At 47.4% G+C, this 21,303-nt stretch carries 19 protein-coding genes; 7 read left to right on the top strand and 12 right to left on the bottom strand.

All coding sequences use genetic code 11. The features are described 5' to 3' along the window. Nucleotides 1-194 precede the first annotated feature (194 nt). From ACEW9O_RS16495 to ACEW9O_RS16480, 4 genes are all read right to left on the bottom strand, one after another. Nucleotides 195-1,583, bottom strand: coding sequence for an IS4 family transposase (locus ACEW9O_RS16495; RefSeq protein ID WP_373551282.1), 1,389 nt, complete (start codon nucleotides 1,581-1,583; stop codon nucleotides 195-197). Between the two features lie 156 nt (nucleotides 1,584-1,739). Beyond that, the gene (locus ACEW9O_RS16490) at nucleotides 1,740-4,481 is read right to left on the bottom strand and encodes a valine--tRNA ligase (protein WP_373551281.1); all 2,742 of its coding nucleotides are present in this window, start codon (nucleotides 4,479-4,481) and stop codon (nucleotides 1,740-1,742) included. A 10-nt stretch (nucleotides 4,482-4,491) separates the two neighbouring features. After that, nucleotides 4,492-5,721 (bottom strand): diaminopimelate decarboxylase, encoded by a 1,230-nt coding sequence (gene lysA / locus ACEW9O_RS16485; RefSeq protein WP_373551280.1) that lies wholly within the window; start codon nucleotides 5,719-5,721, stop codon nucleotides 4,492-4,494. Between the two features lie 73 nt (nucleotides 5,722-5,794). Further along, nucleotides 5,795-6,493 (bottom strand): Uma2 family endonuclease, encoded by a 699-nt coding sequence (locus ACEW9O_RS16480; protein ID WP_373551279.1) that lies wholly within the window; start codon nucleotides 6,491-6,493, stop codon nucleotides 5,795-5,797. A 355-nt stretch (nucleotides 6,494-6,848) separates the two neighbouring features. Between ACEW9O_RS16480 and ACEW9O_RS16475 the strand changes: the two genes are divergently transcribed. Then, on the top strand, nucleotides 6,849-7,454 hold the full coding sequence (locus ACEW9O_RS16475; protein WP_373551278.1) for an RNA polymerase sigma factor: 606 nt from the start codon (nucleotides 6,849-6,851) through the stop codon (nucleotides 7,452-7,454). Next, entirely contained in the window at nucleotides 7,451-7,810 is a 360-nt protein-coding gene (locus tag ACEW9O_RS16470) for a hypothetical protein (protein WP_373551277.1), read from the top strand. The genes ACEW9O_RS16475 and ACEW9O_RS16470 overlap by 4 nt, the downstream gene beginning before the upstream one ends. An 8-nt stretch (nucleotides 7,811-7,818) precedes the next feature. On the opposite strand, the gene ACEW9O_RS16465 is transcribed toward ACEW9O_RS16470, so the two are convergent. Next, on the bottom strand, nucleotides 7,819-9,054 hold the full coding sequence (locus tag ACEW9O_RS16465) for a hypothetical protein (RefSeq protein WP_373551276.1): 1,236 nt from the start codon (nucleotides 9,052-9,054) through the stop codon (nucleotides 7,819-7,821). A gap of 86 nt (nucleotides 9,055-9,140) precedes the next feature. Continuing rightward, nucleotides 9,141-9,755 carry an inorganic diphosphatase gene (locus tag ACEW9O_RS16460; RefSeq protein ID WP_373551275.1) on the bottom strand — a complete coding sequence of 205 codons (615 nt, stop codon included), beginning with the start codon at nucleotides 9,753-9,755 and terminating at the stop codon, nucleotides 9,141-9,143. Nucleotides 9,756-9,868: 113 nt separating this feature from the next. Between ACEW9O_RS16460 and ACEW9O_RS16455 the strand changes: the two genes are divergently transcribed. Beyond that, the gene (locus ACEW9O_RS16455) at nucleotides 9,869-11,287 is read left to right on the top strand and encodes a c-type cytochrome (protein ID WP_373551274.1); all 1,419 of its coding nucleotides are present in this window, start codon (nucleotides 9,869-9,871) and stop codon (nucleotides 11,285-11,287) included. Between the two features lie 149 nt (nucleotides 11,288-11,436). On the opposite strand, the gene ACEW9O_RS16450 is transcribed toward ACEW9O_RS16455, so the two are convergent. From ACEW9O_RS16450 to ACEW9O_RS16425, 6 genes are all read right to left on the bottom strand, one after another. After that, a complete protein-coding gene (locus tag ACEW9O_RS16450) occupies nucleotides 11,437-12,168 on the bottom strand; it encodes a hypothetical protein (protein WP_373551273.1) in 732 nt (243 codons plus the stop codon). Between the two features lie 91 nt (nucleotides 12,169-12,259). Then, nucleotides 12,260-12,466 (bottom strand): hypothetical protein, encoded by a 207-nt coding sequence (locus ACEW9O_RS16445; RefSeq protein ID WP_373551272.1) that lies wholly within the window; start codon nucleotides 12,464-12,466, stop codon nucleotides 12,260-12,262. Between the two features lie 66 nt (nucleotides 12,467-12,532). Next, complete coding sequence (locus ACEW9O_RS16440) at nucleotides 12,533-12,910, bottom strand: hypothetical protein (protein ID WP_373551271.1); 378 nt, start codon at nucleotides 12,908-12,910, stop codon at nucleotides 12,533-12,535. A 75-nt stretch (nucleotides 12,911-12,985) separates the two neighbouring features. Further along, nucleotides 12,986-14,659 carry an ArnT family glycosyltransferase gene (locus ACEW9O_RS16435; RefSeq protein ID WP_373551270.1) on the bottom strand — a complete coding sequence of 558 codons (1,674 nt, stop codon included), beginning with the start codon at nucleotides 14,657-14,659 and terminating at the stop codon, nucleotides 12,986-12,988. Between the two features lie 11 nt (nucleotides 14,660-14,670). Next, nucleotides 14,671-15,402, bottom strand: a complete 732-nt coding sequence (locus tag ACEW9O_RS16430; protein WP_373551269.1) for an RluA family pseudouridine synthase — start codon at nucleotides 15,400-15,402, stop codon at nucleotides 14,671-14,673. Further along, on the bottom strand, nucleotides 15,399-17,393 hold the full coding sequence (locus ACEW9O_RS16425) for a bifunctional riboflavin kinase/FAD synthetase (RefSeq protein ID WP_373551268.1): 1,995 nt from the start codon (nucleotides 17,391-17,393) through the stop codon (nucleotides 15,399-15,401). Before ACEW9O_RS16425 ends, ACEW9O_RS16430 begins: the two co-directional genes overlap by 4 nt. Before the next feature lie 105 nt (nucleotides 17,394-17,498). Here ACEW9O_RS16425 and ACEW9O_RS16420 point away from each other — a divergent pair, with 105 nt between their 5' ends. The 4 genes from ACEW9O_RS16420 to ACEW9O_RS16405 all read left to right on the top strand — a co-directional run bounded on the left by ACEW9O_RS16420 (nucleotide 17,499) and on the right by ACEW9O_RS16405 (nucleotide 21,248). Next, entirely contained in the window at nucleotides 17,499-18,593 is a 1,095-nt protein-coding gene (locus ACEW9O_RS16420; protein WP_373551267.1) for an Mrp/NBP35 family ATP-binding protein, read from the top strand. Nucleotides 18,594-18,723: 130 nt separating this feature from the next. Then, nucleotides 18,724-18,975 carry a NifU family protein gene (locus ACEW9O_RS16415; RefSeq protein ID WP_373551266.1) on the top strand — a complete coding sequence of 84 codons (252 nt, stop codon included), beginning with the start codon at nucleotides 18,724-18,726 and terminating at the stop codon, nucleotides 18,973-18,975. A gap of 11 nt (nucleotides 18,976-18,986) precedes the next feature. Then, complete coding sequence (gene pyrF, locus ACEW9O_RS16410; protein WP_373551265.1) at nucleotides 18,987-19,793, top strand: orotidine-5'-phosphate decarboxylase; 807 nt, start codon at nucleotides 18,987-18,989, stop codon at nucleotides 19,791-19,793. A 144-nt stretch (nucleotides 19,794-19,937) separates the two neighbouring features. Continuing rightward, entirely contained in the window at nucleotides 19,938-21,248 is a 1,311-nt protein-coding gene (locus ACEW9O_RS16405) for a gluconate:H+ symporter (RefSeq protein ID WP_373551264.1), read from the top strand. The last annotated feature ends 55 nt before the right edge of the window (nucleotides 21,249-21,303 follow it).

Here is a 21,303-nt window from a genome sequence, read left to right as displayed (position 1 = left end):
GATCAAAAAACCGTCGATGAGGTTTTCTACTGCTTTAATCTTTTTCTCGCCCCACTTATTTCGTTTGGCAATGGCACGAATTTCTCCAAGTGATACTACGGAAACAACCAGATTATGGGTTCCATTTAGCAGGTTTAAGCTCTGTCGATTACCCACAAAACCTCAAAATAGATTTGGGGTAATGGAAAAGAAGTTCATTGAGAGAATGTAATGTAAGCATCAACAAGAGTTTTGAGTCTTTCCAGAGCTCTGGTCAAGATGATGATACCCGGTACGGGTTGTCGTTTAGAGGGCAAAAAGCCCCCGATTCGGCCCAAGGTTATGCAAAACTGCTTGACACTTGGGGGACTTTCGGGGTCATAGCGGACGTCGAGATTTAGTCGTTTTTCGGCATAGGTATAAAGGACCTTATAGCTTAGGTCATCGATACCGATTTGATCAATGGTTTGATCTGGGTCGGTATCGCAGTAGTATCGTAGTTGTAGCGCATCCATGGCGGCAATACTGTAGGTAGTGATGGCATTTTTGAGTCGATGAGGTAAAGCTAATTGAAGTTTTTCAACCGAAGCACCACCACTCTTTAAAATAAAATGGAAGCGTTCGATGATCCATCTTAATACGTAGTAGCGACAAATCTGGACGGCATCCTGGAAGGATTGCACATCTAAAGAAGTCAATAATCGCCAATGGATGGTATGTTCCTGATCTTGATTGGCTGAGACTTCCCGGATATCTACCACATTTAAGGCAATTGGAGGGAGGTGTTGCTTATGAGGCAAAGGGTTTTTCAATTTTACTACAAGGCCACCAAATCTTATTTCCAGCTTAGCCGTACGCCACTTTTTGCTTGTTGAACAAAATACCTGAGTTTGGTAGGTGCCTTGAGAAGCCCAAGTATCAACGGTCGGGCCTAAATTGCTCTCGCCATCGCACAGTTTGCGATCATGGTTGGAGCGGATCAAAAAATGCATCCCAGGAGCTGATCGCTCAGCAAACAACTCTAGAATATCAGCTTCTCGATCTGCAACATAAACCACCTCAAGTCCTTGGGTTTGGCTAAAAGTTTGCCCGCAATCAAAGTGATCAAGCCAGCGTGCGCTTTCCTTATCTTGAATTGGTTCGTGGAGACGCTCTGCGCTTTTGCCCAGTTTCTCGTCCTTACGGATATGAAAAGTTTGCTTCAATACCCCCATAGGCTGGCCTTGTTCGCTCACCAAAAGGCTATTATGCAAATGCAGACCCCGATGTTTGATGTATTTCAGAGGACCAAGATGTTTAGCGCAACGGTGGCGGGTGTAGTTCAACTCAACCGTATCGCTAATTTGCAAAACCCTCTCTTTCACCTCCTTGCTTTGTAGTAAACTACTGATATCCTCTTGGAAATGAAGCGCTAACTGTCCCTCCGGTGTCACCTTTTCGTTATCCCATAGCCGATAGGTGCCTTTGATCGCTTTCCAGTCCAGGTTCGCTTGGGGTACCGTCGCATTCATTTGTGCACTCAACTGACGGATGACGCTTCGATACCGAACTTCCAGTCGCTTATCTCCCAAGCTGGATGTACTATATTTTTTTGCCGCTTTCATCCAGCAAAAAAATACATTTTTGTTTTGCTTACATTACATTACCTCAATGAACTTCTTGGTTCTTTAACCACAATTCCTGATTTGTCGGTTTTGTGGGTAATTGACAGACCTTAGACACCGAAGAGTCACCAAAGTTACATACTGACTGTTAAACCCCTACCCCAACTTCGCCAGCTCCTCCGCCAAATTCTTCATCTTCATTTCCCCATCGGCCAATTTCTGCTTTTCCTTGTTTACCACCTCAGCCGGAGCACCGCTCACAAACTTCTCATTGCTGAGTTTATTTTGTACCGACTTCACAAAGCCCTGGTAGTATTCCAGTTCCTTTTGCAGGCGTTTGCGCTCCTCTTCTACGTCGATGGCAATTTCCAGTTCAACGAAGAATTTTTCGTTGCCCACCAGAAAGGCTACGCCGTTGCTGATTTCGGTGCTGGTGATTTCCAGACTTTCCAGGCTGGCCATTTTAACCACCATCGGCAGTAAGCCGTCAATTTCCAGCAGGGTATGATTGCTAGCGGTATCTTGTGCGAATACTTTGAGTAACTCCTTTTGCTTCAGGCCATTGTTGTTGCGTACATCCCGGATGCCCGATACTATTCCTTTGGCCAATTCAATTTTTTCAATAAAAGCAGCATCAAAAGTCGCCGCCTGCGGATATTTGCTGATTACACAGTCGTCACCTGCCGCCCGTTCACGCAATTGGTGCCAAATTTCTTCGGTGATAAACGGCATGAAGGGGTGCAGCAAAGTCATCATACGCTCTAGCAGATTGATGCTTTCCTCCAAAGTCTGGCGGTCGATCGGTGCCTCGTAGGCGGGTTTGATCATTTCCAGGTACCAGGCACAGAAATCGTCCCAGATGAACTTGTAAAGGGTCATTAGCGCTTCGGAAAGGCGGTAATCGGTGTACATACCTTCCAGTTGGGTCAAGGTTTGGTTGAAACGTTGCTCCATCCATTTGGCGGCCAGACTATTGATCTGCGCAGTTTCGGCATCAACCGCTTTTTCTGTTACCTCCCAGCCCTGGATCAGGCGCAGGGCATTCCACAGTTTGTTGCAGAAATTGCGGCCTTGTTCGCAGAGTTTACTTTCGTTGAGGATTGCTTTGGTCACCGGATCAAAAGGTGCATCAAAAATAATGTCGTTCCCCGCCGCCGCACTTGAAAGCATCCCAAAACGTACCCCATCGGCGCCGTAATTGTCCAACAGCGCCAGTGCATCTGGAGAGTTACCCAGGGATTTGCTCATTTTGCGGCGCTGGTTGTCGCGTACCATCCCTGTGAAATAGACCCCTTTGAAGGGCATTGCCCCTTTGGTTTTCACCACCTCTGGCATCAATTCAGGTGCCCATTCGTAACCCGACATGATCATGCGCGCTACCCAAAAGAACATGATGTCCCAACCCGTTACCAATACACTGGTCGGGTAATAGTATTGCAGCTCTTCCTGCGATTTGAAGCCGTCAAATACCGAAATCGGCCAAAGCCAGGAAGAAAACCAGGTGTCCACTACGTCTTCGTCTTGCCGCAAGTCGCTGATGCTCAAATTGGCATTGCCCGTAGCTGTACGCGCTTGCGCCAAAGCCTCATCGGCAGTATCCGCCACAAAAATGTGGCTCTCCTCCCCCATTCTTTCTCCGGCCAAATACCAGGCCGGTACACGCTGACCCCACCACAATTGGCGGGAAATACACCAGTCTCGGACATTAGCTTCGTTGAGCCAGGAGTTGTACATGTTCCAGAAATGCTCTGGATAAAACTTCACTTCGCCACTGCGTACCGCTTCCAGGGCCGAGTGGGCGAATTTTTTCATGTCCACAAACCACTGCAAGGTCAAGCGGGGTTCAACCACTGAATTGGTGCGCTCGGAGCGGCCAATTTTGGTGCGGTAGTCTTCCAGCTTGATCAAGTGCCCGGATTCCTCCAGCATTTTGCGGATTTTCTTGCGGGCTACAAAGCGGTCTTCACCAATCAGGATTTGCGCCTGCTCATTGAGTTTGGCGTCTTCGGTGAGGATATCAATCACGGGCAGTTTGTAACGTTGCCCGATTTCGTGGTCATTTTGGTCGTGCGCGGGGGTGATTTTTAAGGCACCCGTTCCAAATTCACGATCGACATAGGTATCGGCGATGATCGGAATAGCCCGATCAATCAAGGGAATTAGTACTTTTTTGCCGATCAGGTGTTGGAAGCGCTCGTCTTCCGGGTGAACCGCAATAGCCACGTCGGCCATGATGGTCTCGGGGCGTTGGGTTGCAATGATGATGCCTTGGCTGGGGTCACCTTCCAAAGGGTAACGAAGGTGGTACAATTGGGAGTTTTCCTCACTGTAAATCACCTCTTCGTTGGACAATACCGTTTTGGCCTCAGGGTCCCAATTGGTCATACGCAGACCCCGGTAGATGCGACCTTTTTTGTGCAAGTCTACAAAAACGCGAATTACGGCTTCCGACAGGCTGTCTTCCATCGTAAAACGGGTGCGTTCCCAATCGCAGGAAGCGCCCAGGCGTTTGAGCTGGTCGAGGATGATGCCACCGTATTTGTCTTTCCAGTCAAAAGCGTGTTTGAGGAATTGATCGCGGCCAATGTCGGTTTTGCGGATGCCTTGTGCGCGCAGTTGTTGGACCACTTTGGCTTCGGTTGCAATAGAAGCATGGTCGGTACCTGGTACCCAACAGGCATTTTTGCCATCCAAACGCGCTTTGCGGATCAGGATGTCCTGAATCGTATTGTTGAGCATATGCCCCATGTGCAGCACCCCGGTGACGTTGGGAGGTGGAATCACGACGGTAAATGGCTCACGGTCATCGGGTTCGGAATGAAAATACCGCTGATCGAGCCAGTGTTGATACCACTTGCCTTCAATCTCTTGTGGGGTGTAACGTGTGGACAAGGACATAGTTATAGGATTAAAATACGTCAATTTGATGCTTAAACAAGTCTTCGATGGTTTCGCGTTCCCGAATCAGGTAATCTTTTCCCTGATGAATCAAAACTTCAGCTGGGCGGAGGCGCGAATTGTAATTGGAAGCCATCGAATAGCAGTAGGCCCCAGCATTGTGCAAACACAGGACGTCGCCGATGGCGATCTCCGGGATTTCCCGGTTGGTAGCAAAAGTATCGGTTTCGCAGATGTAACCTACCACGTTGTAAGGCTGTTTTTTGCCTTCGGGGTTGGAAATGTTGCTGATGCGGTGGTAGGAATCGTAAAACATCGGGCGAATCAGGTGGTTGAGCCCTGAATCAACGCCAGCGAACACGGTCGTTTCGCCGTGTTTGACCACATTTACGGTGACCAAAAACGATCCTGCTTCACTCACCAAAAACTTACCAGGTTCAAAAATCATGGTCAAAGGGCGACCGTATTCTGCACAGAAAGTATTGAATTTGGCCGACAGTTTTTCACCCAATTCCTCGATGTTGGTTTCCAGATCGTTGGGTTTGTAGGGCACTTTGAAGCCGCTGCCAAAATCGATGTAGTCTAGATCGGGGAATTCTTTAGCCAGGGTAAGCAATACATCGGCTCCTGCTAGGAATGCATCAGGATTCAGGATGTCCGAACCCGTGTGCATGTGCAAACCCTCCAATTTCATCCCGGTGCTTTCCAGAATTCCACGTACCAATGGCATTTGGGTGTAGGAAATGCCAAACTTGGAGTCGATGTGCCCCACCGAGGTTTTGAGGTTGCCTCCCGCCATGATGTGGGGATTGATGCGCACACAAATGGGGATGTGTGGATAGGCTTCGCCAAAACGTTCGATGGTAGGGATGTTGTCCAGATTGATGCGTACCCCCAGAGTAACGGCTTCTTCAATTTCGCTGAAACTCACACCACTGGGCGTATACAGGATATTTACTGGCTCGAAGCCCGCCCGCATGGCCATTTGGACTTCCTGAATGGACACACAATCGACGGTGCTGCCCAATTGTTTGATGAACTTTAGGATGGAGATATTGGTCAGCGCTTTACACGCGTAACTGATTTTGAGTTTTTCTACCTGAAAGGCAGCTTTGAGGCGATTGTATTGCCGCTCAATGATGTCTGCTTCGTAGACATAAAGTGGTGAACCGTATTTTTCTACCAGCTTTAGTGGGTTGATGGCCCCGCCGAGCAGGAAATGGCCGTTTTTGTAGTCCATTGGAGTGTTTTTGCCAATTTTGGAGGGCAAATATCGGCAAAAACAAGGATAATTTGTGCGTTTTTGAAAATTATTAAGTGCTTAATTCATCGGGGTTGATGCCGAGTTCACGGAGTTTTTGGGCTAGGATTTCGGCATGGCGTTTTTCAGCTTCGAGTTCCAATTCCATGGTCTTCGCTCTTGATTGCAATTCAATCCATTCCTGATAAGCCAAAAAAGGCTTCCCCTGAGGGTCTTTAATCTCCAGCGCTGTCTCGCCATCCCAATAGAAACTGATGCCCAAAAGAGGGCTCGTACAATTACCCCACTCTGCTTCGCTCACATCAACCAGCGCACTTTGAGTATCTTTCCGCACACAAGCACTAAAACTGAAGTTCTCAGGGTCGTAGATATAGTATTCCAAAACACCGTATTGTTCATAAAACTGTAGCTTGCGGCTCATTTCAAGTGGTCGATTGCTCGGCGAAAGGATTTCAAACACGACTTGTGGAGCAATGTTTGCTTCTTTCCACTGTTTGTAGGAACCACGTTTCCCTTTGGGGCGCCCTAGGGCTACCAATACATCAGGAGCCAAACGGATGGTATTCTCCCCTTCTACCGGGTACCAAAACAGGTCAGCGGCAATAAACACGTCATCGCGATTGAGGAATATGGATTCGAGCCCCTGTTTGATGAGGACGATCCATTCGTATTGTAAGGTGTTTTCTGCCATCGGTTGACCATCTGATTCCGGGTAGAAAACTTTTTCCTTTTTAATCGCGGATGATTGCATGGTCTGCATTTTCCTCAAATTTATTGTTTTCCAACCAGAAAAACAAACCCTGGTTAGGGCTTGAATTATAAATCTATTTGTTTGTAAAAATATAAAAACAAAAAATAAATTGCAAATATTTTTTTCATTGTTCACGCCAAAAAACAGTGTAAATTGCATCTAGTATATATTCTTCCTTGGCTAAGAGCTGGTTTAATTTTTTTGTTTTAAGCGAAAATAAGGCTAATTTAAGGTGAATGAGGCACGAAAAGCGGAGTTTAGCAGCGCTAAATGAGCATTTTTGGAACGAAATTCACCTTAAATTAGGCCATTTGTAGCAAAACAAAAAAATCAAACCAGCTCTAAACTGCTTTTTGTGAGCGAAAAAGATCTCATCAATGCCTGTCGTCTGCGTGAACGGAGGGCTCAGCAAGCCTTGTACGACCGCTTTGCACCCAACATGTTTGGCGTGTGCAAGCGTTATGTTAAAACTCAAGAAGATGCCGAGGATGTGCTGATTGAAGCGTTTTTTAAAGTACTCACCAACATTGAGCAATACAAAGGAGAAGGCAGTTTTGAAGGGTGGATTCGCCGCATCGTGGTCAATGAATCCTTGATGGCGCTGCGCAAGAGGGTCAATTTTAGTCAGATGTTGGAACTTTCCGAAGTGGACATTCCCGTTACGACCTCCGCTTTGCAAGACTTGGTCGCCCGGGATATTTTGAACCTCATCGACATCCTTCCAATCGGCTACCGTACTGTATTCAACTTGTACGTATTGGAAGGCTACAAGCACCGCGAAATTGCCCAAATCATGGGCATTAGCATCAATACCTCCAAGTCACAATTGATTTTGGCCAAAAAGCGACTCAAAACCTTGCTCGAACAAATTCGCTACCCCGGTATCGAACTGTTCGATGTTGAAGAAGAAGTGGAAGAAGAAGAAGTGGAAGCCCCAGTAAAAATAACTACCAAGCCATGACACCACATAGAGATCTCAGCGAGTTGTTTCGACAGCAGGCCTCCAAGGTGCAAGAACGCCCTGGGCCCAGTGTATGGCGACGTTTATCACGCCGCTTGGATACTCATGATCGTTGGAATAAAGTGGCCTTGCGCATCTCTACGCAGGTTGTACTGTTTTTTTTGTTGTTGCTCGCCATTGTTGGCCCTGTCCTGATTGGCGTATCCATCGAAGAACAAAGACGCGCCGACCTGCGCAATCCACCGGTAATTTTGCAGGTATTGTCCCCAGAGGATACCCTGCCTGAAATGCGCCGCTTTTTGACTTTGCCATCTGGAGCACCAGGTGACACCATTCATGTTCAGATCGAAAATTAAACAAGTGCTTAGTCCTCTCGAAAGGGATGGCGCGGCACCCATTCTTCTTTTGGTTCTCCAAAACGAACGGCAGTTGGCAAAATATAATTGAGCAGAGGGTTGGTGTGTTTGAGGTAGATATAAGTTTTCTGTGCCAGGGCACCCACCGAACTTTTGATTTCCAAGGCAGTACGCGCAAAACAAATTTTTTCGCAGCGCAAAACAATCGCCTGTTCTATCATTTTGTACAACATAGCCAAATATAACTGGTACTCCCGATTGGCTTTTGGATCAAAGCCTAAAAAATTGGCATCCAGCTCTTTTCCATTGCGAATGGTGGTATAAAAACCCAATAAACGCTCCTTTTCAAAACAAGCCGTCAGGCAAAAATCAGCGCCTAGTTGCTCCTTGAGTTGAACAAAATAATTTTTGCCAGCCCACAACATGTTAAAATCCGCCTGTTCAACGACCGAATGGTGCAGTGTATTTAAGTCATCCGCAAACAATTCAATTTGCCGCAAATCCAATTCTTTAAAAATGATTCCTTCCGTTTTTTTGAAGGCTCGCCGTGCCCGTACGCGGTATTTAGAGCTCATCGCATTGAGGTAATCTTCAAAGGATTTCCAGTCTTTGGATAAGTCCATACACATGTTGGGCTGAAAATCGATGGCGTGGTAGCCCGCATTCTCCAGCGGTTGATCCCGCTCAAAACAGTCCCGAGCCATCAGGATTTGGATTTTTTCCTGGCGGGCGATGCAGTTCAACACCTTCAGTGTGGCGCTTTGCAGGGCGGGGATTTCATCTTCGGGTGCTTTCCACCATTGGTTGTATTGCCCGGTCAAAAACATGTTCCCCCAAATCATGAAGCGGTACTTGCCCCAACTGGCTAGCAGGAATTTGAGTCGGTCCCAAAAGTCTCTGATTTCACCCTGGCGCAAGGAACGAATGCTGTGTGCAGCGCTGACGGTAAGTAGTTGGAGGGTGATCCCCCCAATCGGTTGGCCATTTTTAAACATCAACAGGTATCGAAAGTCCAGGCCCGTAGTTTTTGCGTCTTCCAAAGCCTGTAGGTAGTGGGGCTGTACGTACAAATTGTCCGAAGCCAACCACTGTGCTTCAACCTGCTGAATGCGATCAGTGTACATCCATTCATACCCTTCGGCTGCAACTTTTTTCCCAAAAGGAAAGGATTTGGGTTTAAAGGGATGAAACATAGACTGAATGGTACAACGTTGGGGTGACTCCAGGGTGTCAGAGGTGTTCATGGGCGAAGAATTCGGGTGATTTGAGTTATCGAGCATGGTTGAACGCAGAGGTTACTAACCAGAGTATGGTCATTTTTACAGGCGAATTAGAGTACCCATTTTTCAATTTCTGCAAGCGCTGCTTTTTCGTCTTCCCAGCCTAACACTTGCACCGTTCCATAACCTTGGTAATGCACAAACCAGGTTTCGATGATGCGTTTGGCTGCGTCGTACTCTAACAAAAATTGCTCAAAATTGGTTGCACGGATGACCCGCAAAGCTGGATCTGCGGGTACCCCGATGATTTTAGTGTCGTTTTCGCCTTCGTCAATCATCTTCAACACCGCGATAGGAATGAATTCCTGTACCGTGCCTACTGCTACGGTTTCTGCGATGATGATGACATCCAGTGCATCGCCGTCGCCGCCGCGGGCTTCGTCCATGAGGGTGGAAGGAATGAACCCGTAATTGCCCGGATAGGGTAAAAAATTGACCACCCGTGCTTTACCTTCCACTTGTTCGGCTACAAATTGCCCATCGGGCTGAATTTCCAATTTGCGGTTGGTGCCAGCAGGCACTTCAACAATGGCGTTGAATCCTTTTTCGCCGCGTAAAGGCAGTTTTTTCACATCTATCATGGTGATCGTAGGCTTGTTGTCTCGTTTGCAAGCAAAGGTACTGATGATCAACAAAAAAATGGTGACGCGGTACATTTGTTTCATACTTAATTGCTTTGATTTTTGGATCAGTGAGCTACTTTCCACAACACGCTTAAAGAAAGTAAAAACATTCGGGATTATTGCTGTGTTGTGAAACAAGTTCAAAACAATGTCCGATGTCTACCAAACGCCAACTTTACTTGTTTTCCATTCTGGCACTTTTGCTGTTCAACTTTTACAAAGATGAATGGATAGTTGCAACTGACCCAGAAATTCCGGTTGGCACCTCTCTTTTACCGACGAACGTACAAACCAACGAGGGCGACCCGGCCAAAGGTTGGGATTATCTGCGTTATGGTGATTTTATTGGCGGCGGAATCCCCTTAGCTACCTACACTGCGTTCAAAAGAAATCTGGACAACGAAAACTTGCTGCAAAGAGAAGGGCCAAATGCCCAACTTCCCCCAGCGTTTAATGCCTACACCAATGCTGCTGGTGTACAAATTGCGAGTGGCTTGACCTGTTTTGCTTGCCATTCTGGGAAAGTGAATGGGCAATTCATTCCAGGTTTGGGCAATAGCACCCTGGATTTCACCAAAAACACCGGTACTTTGTTCAATCTGGTGGCCTTGGGAATCCGCAACAAGTATGGCAAAAAATCGGAAGAATGGAAGGCTTTTGAGCCATTTATGCGTGGGGGCAAAGCCATATCACCTTACATTGTACTGCCCTTTCGGGGCATCAATCCGGCCTTCGCACTGGAGCAAGCCAGTGTAGCACATCGGCAGGCGGCAAATTTGAACTGGAATGATGGGCAAACTACTTATGCCATTCCCAAAATATCTATTGGCTCGGATGTGCCGCCATTGTGGTTGGCCAAAAAGAAATACGCGCTGTACTACAACGGCATGGGGCGCGGCGATTTTACCAAATTGCTGATGCAGGTGTCCGTCGTAGCGGTAGAAGATACCGCCACTGCTCGCCAGATGAACACCAATTTTAAGGATGTGATGGCCTGGTTGCAAAACCTGGAAGCGCCGAAATACCCCGGCGAAATCGATGTGCCCACAGCTGCAAAAGGCCGGAGGATTTATGCGCAAAATTGCCAGGCTTGTCACGGACGTTACGGGCAAGAGGCGCAATATCCCAACCTATTGGTGGAGCTAAAAAAAGTGGGCACTGATTCGGCTTATGCCAATTATTTTATGGAAAACATCGCATTCAGCAATTGGTACAACCAAAGTTGGTACGCACAATCCAATCCACGCTCGGAGGCCAAACCTTCACGGGGCTATGTGGCCCCACCTTTGGATGGAGTTTGGGCTACAGCGCCGTATTTGCACAATGGTTCGGTACCAGATCTGGAGACTTTGCTGGATAGTAAGCTTCGACCAAAGTTTTGGAAGCGCAGTTTTGAAGACAAAGACTACGACCTGAACAAAGTAGGCTGGAAATATAGTGTAGAGGCCAAGGCAAACGACAAAGAAACGTACAATACGACGCTGCTTGGTTATGGCAATGGTGGTCATACTTATGGGGATCAGCTTGATGCGGAGGAACGTAAAGCCTTGTTGGAATATTTGAAAGGTCTGTAAACCTTTCTTAGGTGACCCCTTAAGGTGAACTAAGGTGTCTAAGGTGGTGAAATACGGGCCCTGCTCCGCAGGGTTTTTTTTCTTTTCACCACCTAAGACACCTTAGGGTTCACCTAAGAAATATGCGTCTACGACGCTTGATTTATAACCTACTTCTGTACTAAGTAATCAGAATTAGGAAACACCTCACCCACCACGATGTTTTTGTTTTTGCCAATCACAAATTCACTGAGCCCGATGTGGCTTTTGTTCTGGGGATTCCAATCATAAGTATAGCCCAATTGGGTGAAGGGGTACCGATTGTACAAGGTGGAATCGGCAAAGGATTGACGGGCCTGTTCCAGGAGCCAAAGCAAATTCTCGGCATTGGCATCAGCTGGATTCTTCAGGTACAAATCACAGGCTGAGTCATTCACTTCGGTATCAATGCACGGGCGGATCAAGTCTTGAGGGCGTACCCAAAACTCTACGAAGATTTTTTTATCCGCATTGGGGGGCAAGCCCAGCAATTGTTTGAGGCGTTTTTCGGGGTCGCCTACTTTCTTTTGAGCGGCCAGCCAGTTTTGTAAGTCGGGTGCCACGGTTACCCAAATCGGGTATTTGCCCGTATTGTAAAATCCTGTTTTGTCGTCGTTCTTGTAGTACTTCGCATCCGCTTTCCAGGAAGAAACCAGCACGTATTTTTCGCCATTGATGGTTTTCCACTTCAGGGTTGGTGCATCCTGACTGATTTTGGTTAAGGCATTGCTGATTTTGCTGGCACTGGGTTGAGCCGCGTCGTTGAGGGCCTTGGTGTAGCGGTATTTGATGCTACAGGCACTCAGGGCGATCAATAATACGATCGCAAGGGTGGTATTCCGTGTTCTTAGGGTATAAGGCATGGCTTAGGTGTTTAGGTTAAAAAATGGGTCGAAAGTTCAACGAAATTAAGGTTATTGCTGAAAATAAGCAGATTTTTTTGAATATTAAAGCCTAGGGTTTATTGATTTCCAGTTGTTTCACACCCTCTTTTTCATCCCTTTTGGGCTCGACCAATTCGATTTTAATTTCGGGGTCTTCCGCACGTTTTCGGGTTTGTAAGGCCACAGCCGCTCCGCTGAGCCCAACGCCCAGCACAGCCAATACAATCAACAAAGCCAAACCCACTAAGCGCAGGGCTTTGAGCCATTTCTTTTGCATAAATCAAGATAATGAATTAAAAAATGCACCTGAGATCAGTGCTTGTGCAGCAATTAAAAATGCGCATCAACAGGAGGCCGCGCTGCGGGGAAGGTGTATTTGGAGCTGACTAAAAATGGAAGGAGCGGGTAACAAATTTTGCAGTTGACGGCGTTGATGCCAGCTCGTTTTGATTTGAACCTGAAAGCAATCAAGGGCATTTTGAAATGAAAAAATGGGGAGATAGGCGCTGGTTTTACTGCTTTTGCCAGCGGCTAAACTACATTGATAAAAGCGACCAAGTACTTCGCTTGGCTTTTGTGCTACCAATACGGTGTCGTAGCAACAAGGGCGGGTAGCAAGCTCCGCCGGGCAGATCCAGGAAAAATACAAACTGAGCAGCAGCAACATCCAGGAACTGGATGATGTGCCAAAAAATGGCCGGTGCTGCTTGAATTGGATCATGCTTTTGTTGAATTTCGGGGGCAAAGATAGCCGATTGGTAGGATATTGACAAGGATTAAAAAACCCTCAAAATGATCACTGTTCTTTTCGTTCAAAAAACACAAACCCATTCTTCCGCCCTACTTCCTTCAACGTCCCCAAAGCCTCTAACTCCTCTACCTTGTTGATTTTACAAACAACATAAGTGGTTTTATCCACCTCGCCTTGCAACAACCAATTTTGTTCATAACTCTTCGGGTTTTGCACAGGTTGCTTGCGGGTATAAAACAAGTGAGCGTAGGACTTGTAGCCATAAGTCCATACGTAACAATCTTCCCCAATTTTACTTTGATAAAACTCGATGGCGGCCCGTTGGGAATAGCCTTCTACCCGTTTGATAAAGGTGATCAGGGTAAAAAAGACGAAGCAGCCCGTGCAAAGGAACAGCGTGGGGAAAGCCACTTGCCCCCCCTTTTGGCGGAGCAAAATGAAAAAAGCAACCAAGGCCATCAGCAAAAACAAACCCGGCCAAAATTCCCAGCCCGTCCAGCGCACCTGAGCCTCCATGTTGGCGTAAGCAAAGGGATCTTTGTCCATGAAGGTTTGTAGCAGTTCCGGGCGTTGTCCCAACCAAGGCAAGGCCACAATGATGAGGATGTACAAGCCAGCAATGCCCCACAAACCAATTTTAAGCCCACGATTAAAAGGGATTTTGCCCGCAATGATGTTCTCCACACTCAGCGCCGCCAGATAAGTCAAAGGGAAATAAGCCAGTGAAGAATAGTGGACAATTTTAGATTTGACGATGGTGAACAAGATGAGTACCACCCAAAACAAAAATTTCATCCAGCGTCGGAAATCCACCTGCACTTCCCGTTCTGCTTCCGGCAATTTGAAAAATGCCCGAATGGCAAAAATCGAAGCCGGAAAACAGCCCAACAATAAAACTACAAAGTGATACCCCGGGAATCCGCCATGCCCAGCGTCGGGTGTGCTGAACAGTCGGTATTGGTACCGCGTAAATTCAGTGATGAACCAGGGCCCATTTTTGATCGTTTCGATGCCAAACCACAGCCCAGTGATCAAAAAAGCAGCAATGGTAAAAAGCACAAACTGAGGCACATTGATGTAAAAACGGAAACGTTTGTACACCCAATACACACCCAAAGTCAAGCCAGTGATCAGGTAAGCCGCCGGGCCTTTGGTCAAAATGGCCATGCCCAGGAGCAAGCCACCTACGATGAGGTAGCTCCATTTGTTCCAGGGTAGCTCGATCACCTGCTGTTCTTTTTTCCAATAAAATAAAATCAGGCAATACAAACCCAGAAAAATGAACAAGTTGAACCAGGGATCAATGATGCCCGACTTAAAATATAGAAAGGGCAAAACCGAACCGAAATAACTCAGGGCCCAGAGCAAGCCCATTCGGTGGTGATGTAGTTTGGCCCCAATGCGATAGATCACCAACAAGGTCAAGACCCCACAAATGGCATTGGGAAAGCGGGCCGCGTACTCCCCTACCCCAAATATTTGTATGGCCAGCGCTTGCATCCAGATGAACAGCGGCGGTTTTTCCCAAAACGGCTCATAATTGATCAATGGGCGCAGGTAGTTTTTGGAAATCAGCATTTCCCGGCTGATCTCCGCAAAATTGATTTCGTCCCAGTCAAAAAGGTGAACGCCTCCTAAAAAGGGCAGGAAGAATAGGCCAGCGAGGAGGGTAAGGCCGAGGCTGGTTTTTAACAAAGTAGATTTATCATTGCCCTGCATGGTTCATTTTTTTACCGCCCCCACTTATCCAACTGGCTCAGCAGCGCCCGAAAATCCTTCGGCAATTCACAAGTAAACACCATTCGTTCGCCTGTAGCCGGATGATCCAGTGTGAGTTTGTGCGCGTGTAAGGTCAGGCGACTGACCAGCGGGCGCTCCTCTTCCTGGGTTTTCTTCAGATTAAAATTGCGCATTTTCACTTCGGAGAGGTAGAATGCGTCTCGTTTGCCATACATGGGGTCAACAGCCAGTGGGTGGCCGATGGTGGCAAAGTGAACCCGGATTTGGTGCGTGCGCCCCGTTTTGATGTCGGCCTCTACTACTGAATAAGCTTTGTACGTATCCACCACTTTGTAGTAAGTCAGCGCCGATTTTCCTTTTCCACTCGCGATCATTTTGCCCAGAATGCTGGGGTGTGGAGCAATCGCCTTGTTGATTTCCCCCGTCGGTGGCGCGGGGCGACCTTCCACCAGAGCCAGGTATATTTTCTCTACGGTGCGGTCCAAAAACTGTTGGTTGAGTGCCCGGTGGGCATCTTCGTTGCGGGCAAAGACCAAAATGCCACTTGTTTCCCGGTCAATGCGGTGTACGATCCACACTTGTCCAAACTCGGCCTCCAACTCGTGGTACACATTGGGCTTGGTCAGATCAAAACGATCGGGAATGCTCAACATCCCGGAGGGTTTTTCAGACACGATGATGTGTTCGTCAACAAAAATAATCTTCAGCGGATTTGCTTTCATAAGTCTTCAAAGTGGCGTTTACGGCGACCATAATAGTCCATCGCGATGGATCGACTATAACGCCCCTGCGTGTTTTCGGCCTGAATGCGACAATCGGCAACCCGTTGGGCTGCTTCCCGGCGTTTGTGGCGCAATGCTTTTAATTGTGGAAAAAAACTCCAATGTGCCTGCACAATGGCTTGAATGTGATCCAGACGACCCTGCGACAAAAACAAAACTGCGGCCAAACCGTCCATTCCCAGTCGCAAAGGCAAGAGCCAGAGCAATTTACCAAAAGTTTCGTTTTTGTAGATGGTAAAAAGGGTATTGCGGAAATTGAGGTAGGTTTTGCGGGGCGTATTGTAGGAAAGGGTTCCACCACCCACGTGGTAAACCACCGATTGTGGACGCACCACAATTTTGTAGCCCGCCCTTTTTAAGCGCCAGCAGAGGTCAATTTCTTCGGCATGAGCAAAATAATCTGCATCGAAGCCGCCGATTTTGTGAAACAGTTCGGCCCGGATGAACATGGCCGCCCCAGTGGCCCAAAAAATCTCCTGAGTGGTATTGTATTGGCCCTCATCTTTTTCAGTATGGGCAAAAATCCGGCCCCGACAAAAAGGATAACCAAGGGTATCCAACCAGCCGCCCGCAGCACCAGCATATTCAAAGGTATCTCTTTGGTCAAAAGACAAAATTTTGGGCTGGGCAGCACCAATATTTTGGTCTTTTTCCATGATTTGGATGATGGGTTCAACCCAGTTGGGGGAAACTTCGATGTCTGAATTGAGCAGCACATAATAGTCTACACCGCTTACCTGGCGTAGCGCTTCGTTGTAACCGCCTGCGTAACCATAGTTTTCAGGTAGCTCAATCAGACGCAACTGCGGATAATGCTCCTCCAAAAACGCAATGGAGTCATCCGTTGAAGCATTGTCGGCAATGATCAGCTCCAAATTGGGATAGGTACTTTTGAGCAAAATGGGCAAAAAGCGCTCCAAATAATCCCGACCATTGTAATTCAGAATGACCACTGCAACCTTGGGAAAATGATCCATTGGCAAAAAATCATCATCGTTGGCCGCCAGAAGTACCTTTTCTACAGCAATCCGATCTTTTTCCAACTGTTTGGTTAGCTCGATCAAATGATCAAATTTCTGATCATGGCGGATAAAATCAACTAGTTCTAGTGTAACTTTTTGGCCGTAAATGTCCTGGTCAAAATCAAAAATATTGACTTCGATGGTACGGTTGTGGTATTGGGGCAAAGTAGGTCGGGTGCCGATGTACAACATCCCCCGCTGCTCATTGCCATTGATCCAGAGTTTCACGGCGTAAATACCGTCTGGCGGGATCAATTTAAAGCGGTCGTTGATTTCAATATTGGCGGTGGGAAAGCCAATGGTCCGCCCAATTTGTTGCCCTTTCACCACGGTTCCCAACAGCGGAAAGTAATGCCCCATTAGTTGAGCAGCGGATTTTACCGCACAATTTTCCAGCGCATTGCGGATTTTGGTGGAGCTCACTGTCATGTCATCCACCTGGCGTGGCTCAATTTCAATCACTTCGTAACCAAAACGTTGGCTGTGCCAGCGCAAATAGTTGATGTCGCCTTGTCGGCTCAACCCAAAACGGTGATCGTAGCCAATGACGATGCATTTTGGATGGAATTTTTCCACCAAAAACTTCTCAATGTACTCATCAGCACTCAGTTGGGAGAACTCCACGGTAAAAGGAACGACTACCAAATGGTCTACCTCGTAACGTTCAAACAGACTGATCTTTTCCTCCGTAGTGGTGATCAGGCGCAGCGAAGTGTCTTTGGGAAATACAATAGAACGGGGATGAGGATGAAAAGTGATGACAACACTTTCGCCCTTCTGCTGTGAGGCAATTTGCTTTACTTGCTCAATAATGCTCTGGTGCCCCTCGTGCACGCCATCAAAAGAACCAATGGTAATTACGGCGTTGCTGAAGTCTGGCAGTTCGTTAAGGTCGCGGTGAACTCTCATGGTGTGCAAAGGTAATGTGCAAAGCGCAAGTGGGAAAGAGTATTTCAAAAACTCTTTTTTGCCGTGAATTGTTTTACTTTTGTGTTCGTTAATGCTTTTCAAGAAATGTCGATAGATACATCCACTGTTGTCAGGGCTTTGGCCAAAGTAAGTGACCCGGTTACTGGTCAGGATTTGATTACAGCCAATATGGTGCGTGATTTGGCGATCGAAGGGGATTCCATCAGTTTTACCCTCGAATTGGCTTCCATCAATGCCCAACACAAGTCTGAACTCAATTTTGCCTGTCAAGCCGCGATAGCCGAAGTTTACCCAGGAGTCAGTGTGCACGTTCACATGATGTCGCGCGCAACTGAGACGAAGCAGCCAACGAGTAGTTTGCCGCAAGTGCGCAATGTCATCGCGGTAGCCTCGGGTAAAGGTGGCGTTGGAAAATCAACGGTTGCCGCCAATTTAGCGCTGGGTTTAAAGATGCTAGGTGCAAGAGTAGGTTTAGTTGATGCCGACATTTACGGCCCTTCGGTTCCGACCATGTTTGGTTTGCAAGGCCAACGCCCCAAGGTACGCGATGTGTACGGCCAACCCAAGATGGTTCCTCTGGAAGCCTACGGGATTGCCCTGATGTCGATTGGGTTCATCATTGAGCCCGAACAAGCAGTTGTCCTGCGTGGCCCTCGTTTGGCGGGCATCATCAAACAGTTTTTCAACGATTGCCTTTGGCCGGAATTGGACTATCTGATCGTTGACTTGCCTCCTGGCACAGGCGACGTGCAATTGACCCTTGTACAAACGGTACCCGTGACCGGCTCGGTCATTGTGACAACCCCACAAGAAGTGGCCATCATCGACGCCGTAAAAGCGGCCAACATGTTCCAACTTCCAGGAGTAGCAGTACCTATTTTGGGTGTAGTGGAAAACATGTCCTGGTTTACCCCCAAGGAGTTGCCCGACCACAAGTACCTGATCTTTGGTCAGGGTGGTGGCAAAAAACTGGCGGTCATCAACAATACGGTGCTTTTGGGGCAAATCCCCTTGGTGCAAGGCATCCGCGAAGCGGGTGACGGTGGTCGTCCCATCATTCTAGATGAAGAAGACCCCATTTCACGCGAAGCTTTTTTGAACCTGGCCAAAAACGTTGCCCGCCAAGTAGCCATTCGAAACGAAACGATGGAGCCAACGCAGGTGGTGAAGATGAGTTAAAAGTGAAAAGCGAAAAGTGAAAAGCGAATAGCAATTTCGCCAACCCATGGCTTTAGCCGTGGGAGGCACAAAATACAGCACAGCCCACGAATTTATTCGTGGGAATCGGCGACAGTTTATAAACAACATTATGGAAAAAACCGAATTAATCGCCCGTATCGATTCCGCGCTCAACGACGTGCGCCCCCACCTCGCCGTAGATGGTGGCAACGTAGAAGTTGTGGACGTTACCGACGATAAGATTGTCAAAATCAAATGGCTGGGCAATTGCAAAAACTGCAACATGTCGATCATGACCATGCGGGCGGGCATTGAACAAGCCATCAGAGTAAAAGTACCTGAAATCACTGGTGTAGAAGCCGTGAACGGTATCGTATTGTAAGTTTTGACAGCATGAACAGAGCAGCATTAATTGCCCAAATCCGCCGCAAAAAGTCCTTTTTGTGCGTAGGATTGGACACGGAATGGAGCAAAATTCCAGCACATTTGTTGGAAACCGAAGACCCGATCTTTGAATTCAACAAGGCCATCATCGATGCTACGCGCGACTTGTGCGTAGCCTATAAACCCAATTTGGCTTTTTATGAAGCCCGTGGGCCTCAAGGTTGGCTTTCCTTGCAAAAAACCATAAACTATATAGGTGAGGAGCACTTCACCATTGCCGATGCCAAGCGGGGCGATATTGGCAATACCTCCCGGCTGTACGCCCAAACTTTTTTTGAGACCTATACCTTTAATTCAGTAACCGTTGCTCCCTACATGGGTGCTGATTCTGTCCAACCCTTTTTAGATTTTCCCAATAAATGGGTCATTTTACTCGCCTTAACCTCCAATGAAGGCAGTTCAGATTTTCAAATAGGCCTACAAGATGGTGCTTTGCCCCTGTACGAAAAAGTAATGCGCAAAGCCATGACCTGGGGGACTCCCGAAAACCTCATGTTTGTCATCGGCGCTACCCATCCCGACAAATTTGCCGACATTCGCCGCATTGCGCCCGATCATTTTTTACTGGTGCCTGGAGTGGGCACCCAAGGAGGAGACCTGGATGCACTTTGCCAATATGGTTTGAACCAGGACATCGGCTTATTGGTTAATGCCTCGCGGGGGATCATTTATGCAGGTTCCGGGCTTGATTTTGCAGACAAAGCCAGAGCTGCAGCGCAAGAGATTCAAAGTCAAATGGCTAAATTCATCAAATGATCCAGACTTATATTGCGTTTTTCTAAAGCTTAGTTGTTTTATTTTCCATTGCCATGCCCTGGCTTCTTTTCATTTGTAAACTTTCCTGTTTTTTAAAATAAATGCCTATTTTGCCTCTTTCCTACATCAAAAACCCATCGCATCATGCTCCTGATCGTATTGATTTCAGCCGTAGTGCTGCTGATTTTGCTCATCACTTTATTCAAGTTTAATGCTTTCATTGCCCTTATTTTGGTTTCCATTCTGGCTGGTTTAAGTGCCCAGATGGCTCCAGTAACTGTAATCAAAGCCGTTCAGAAAGGAATGGGCGACACCCTGGGATCGCTTACCCTAATCATTGCCTTTGGTGCATTGCTCGCCATCATTTTATCAGAAACTGGTGCGGTGAAACGAATCAGTCAGGGCTTGATTGATACTTTTGGTATGAAGTACTTAGGCATATCGATGGCGCTAAGCGCATTTGTAATCGGTATTGTGATGTTTTACAATGCCGGGTTTATTTTACTGTTGCCTTTGGTCTTTAGCATTGCACGCCGGACTGGTATTTCCTTGATACAGGTAGTGATTCCGGTCTCGGCCTCGCTATCGGTTACCCACGGTTTTCTACCTCCCCACCCTGCGCCCTCTGGCATTGCGGCCTTGTTTGGTGCCAATGTGGGTTTGGTGATTATTTATGGGTTTATTGTGGCCATACCTGCGATCTTTTTTTCCGGGATTCTTTTTCCACGATTGTTGCGGGGAATGGACATCAAACCCTCCGACAAGTTGTTCCCAGAAAGTGAAAACAGCGATGCTAATTTACCTGGGTTCTGGCCAAGTCTGATTGCTGCGTTGACTCCAGTGGTGCTGATGGCGATCGCCACCATCAGTGATCTGGTGTTCGAAAAAGAAAGTACCATCCGGCAGGTTTTAGGCTTTATTGGCGATCCAAGTACGGCGATGATCCTGGGCGTTTTTCTGGCGATTCCAATCCTTGGTCAACAAAAGAATTTTGCGGCAATCATGCAAAAAACCTCCACCGCCATTGAAAGTGTGGCGACCATCTTGTTGATTGTCAGTGGTGGTGGGGCATTCAAACAAGTTTTGATCGAGTCTGGTATTGGGGATCAATTGACGTTACTAATGGGAGGGATTGCGCTTTCACCCTTGTTTTTGGGTTGGCTGATTGCTACAATCATTCGGGTGTCGCTGGGATCTGCGACCGTGGCAGGTTTGATGGCAGCAGGAATCATTCAGCCGATGATGGCTGGTTCTGATGTATCTCCGGAACTCATGGTTTTGGCCATTGGTGCAGGTAGCCTGATGCTTTCACACGTAAACGATACCGGATTTTGGATGTTCAAGGAATACATGGGACTGACGGTGGGGCAAACTTTCCGAACCTGGACCATCATGGAAGGGATAGTGGGTGTGGTGGGATTGATTGGTGTGATGCTGCTTAGTTTGATTGTATAAAAATGACGAATTATTCAAGTGACGAATGACGAATTGGGAGCGCTCATCAAAATTC

This window comes from Haliscomenobacter sp., from assembly GCF_041740695.1.
In the GTDB taxonomy this organism is placed as follows: Bacteria; Bacteroidota; Bacteroidia; order Chitinophagales; family Saprospiraceae; genus Haliscomenobacter.
Note: the sequence above shows the minus strand (reverse complement) of the source record. Positions and strands in the feature narration are given on the sequence as shown.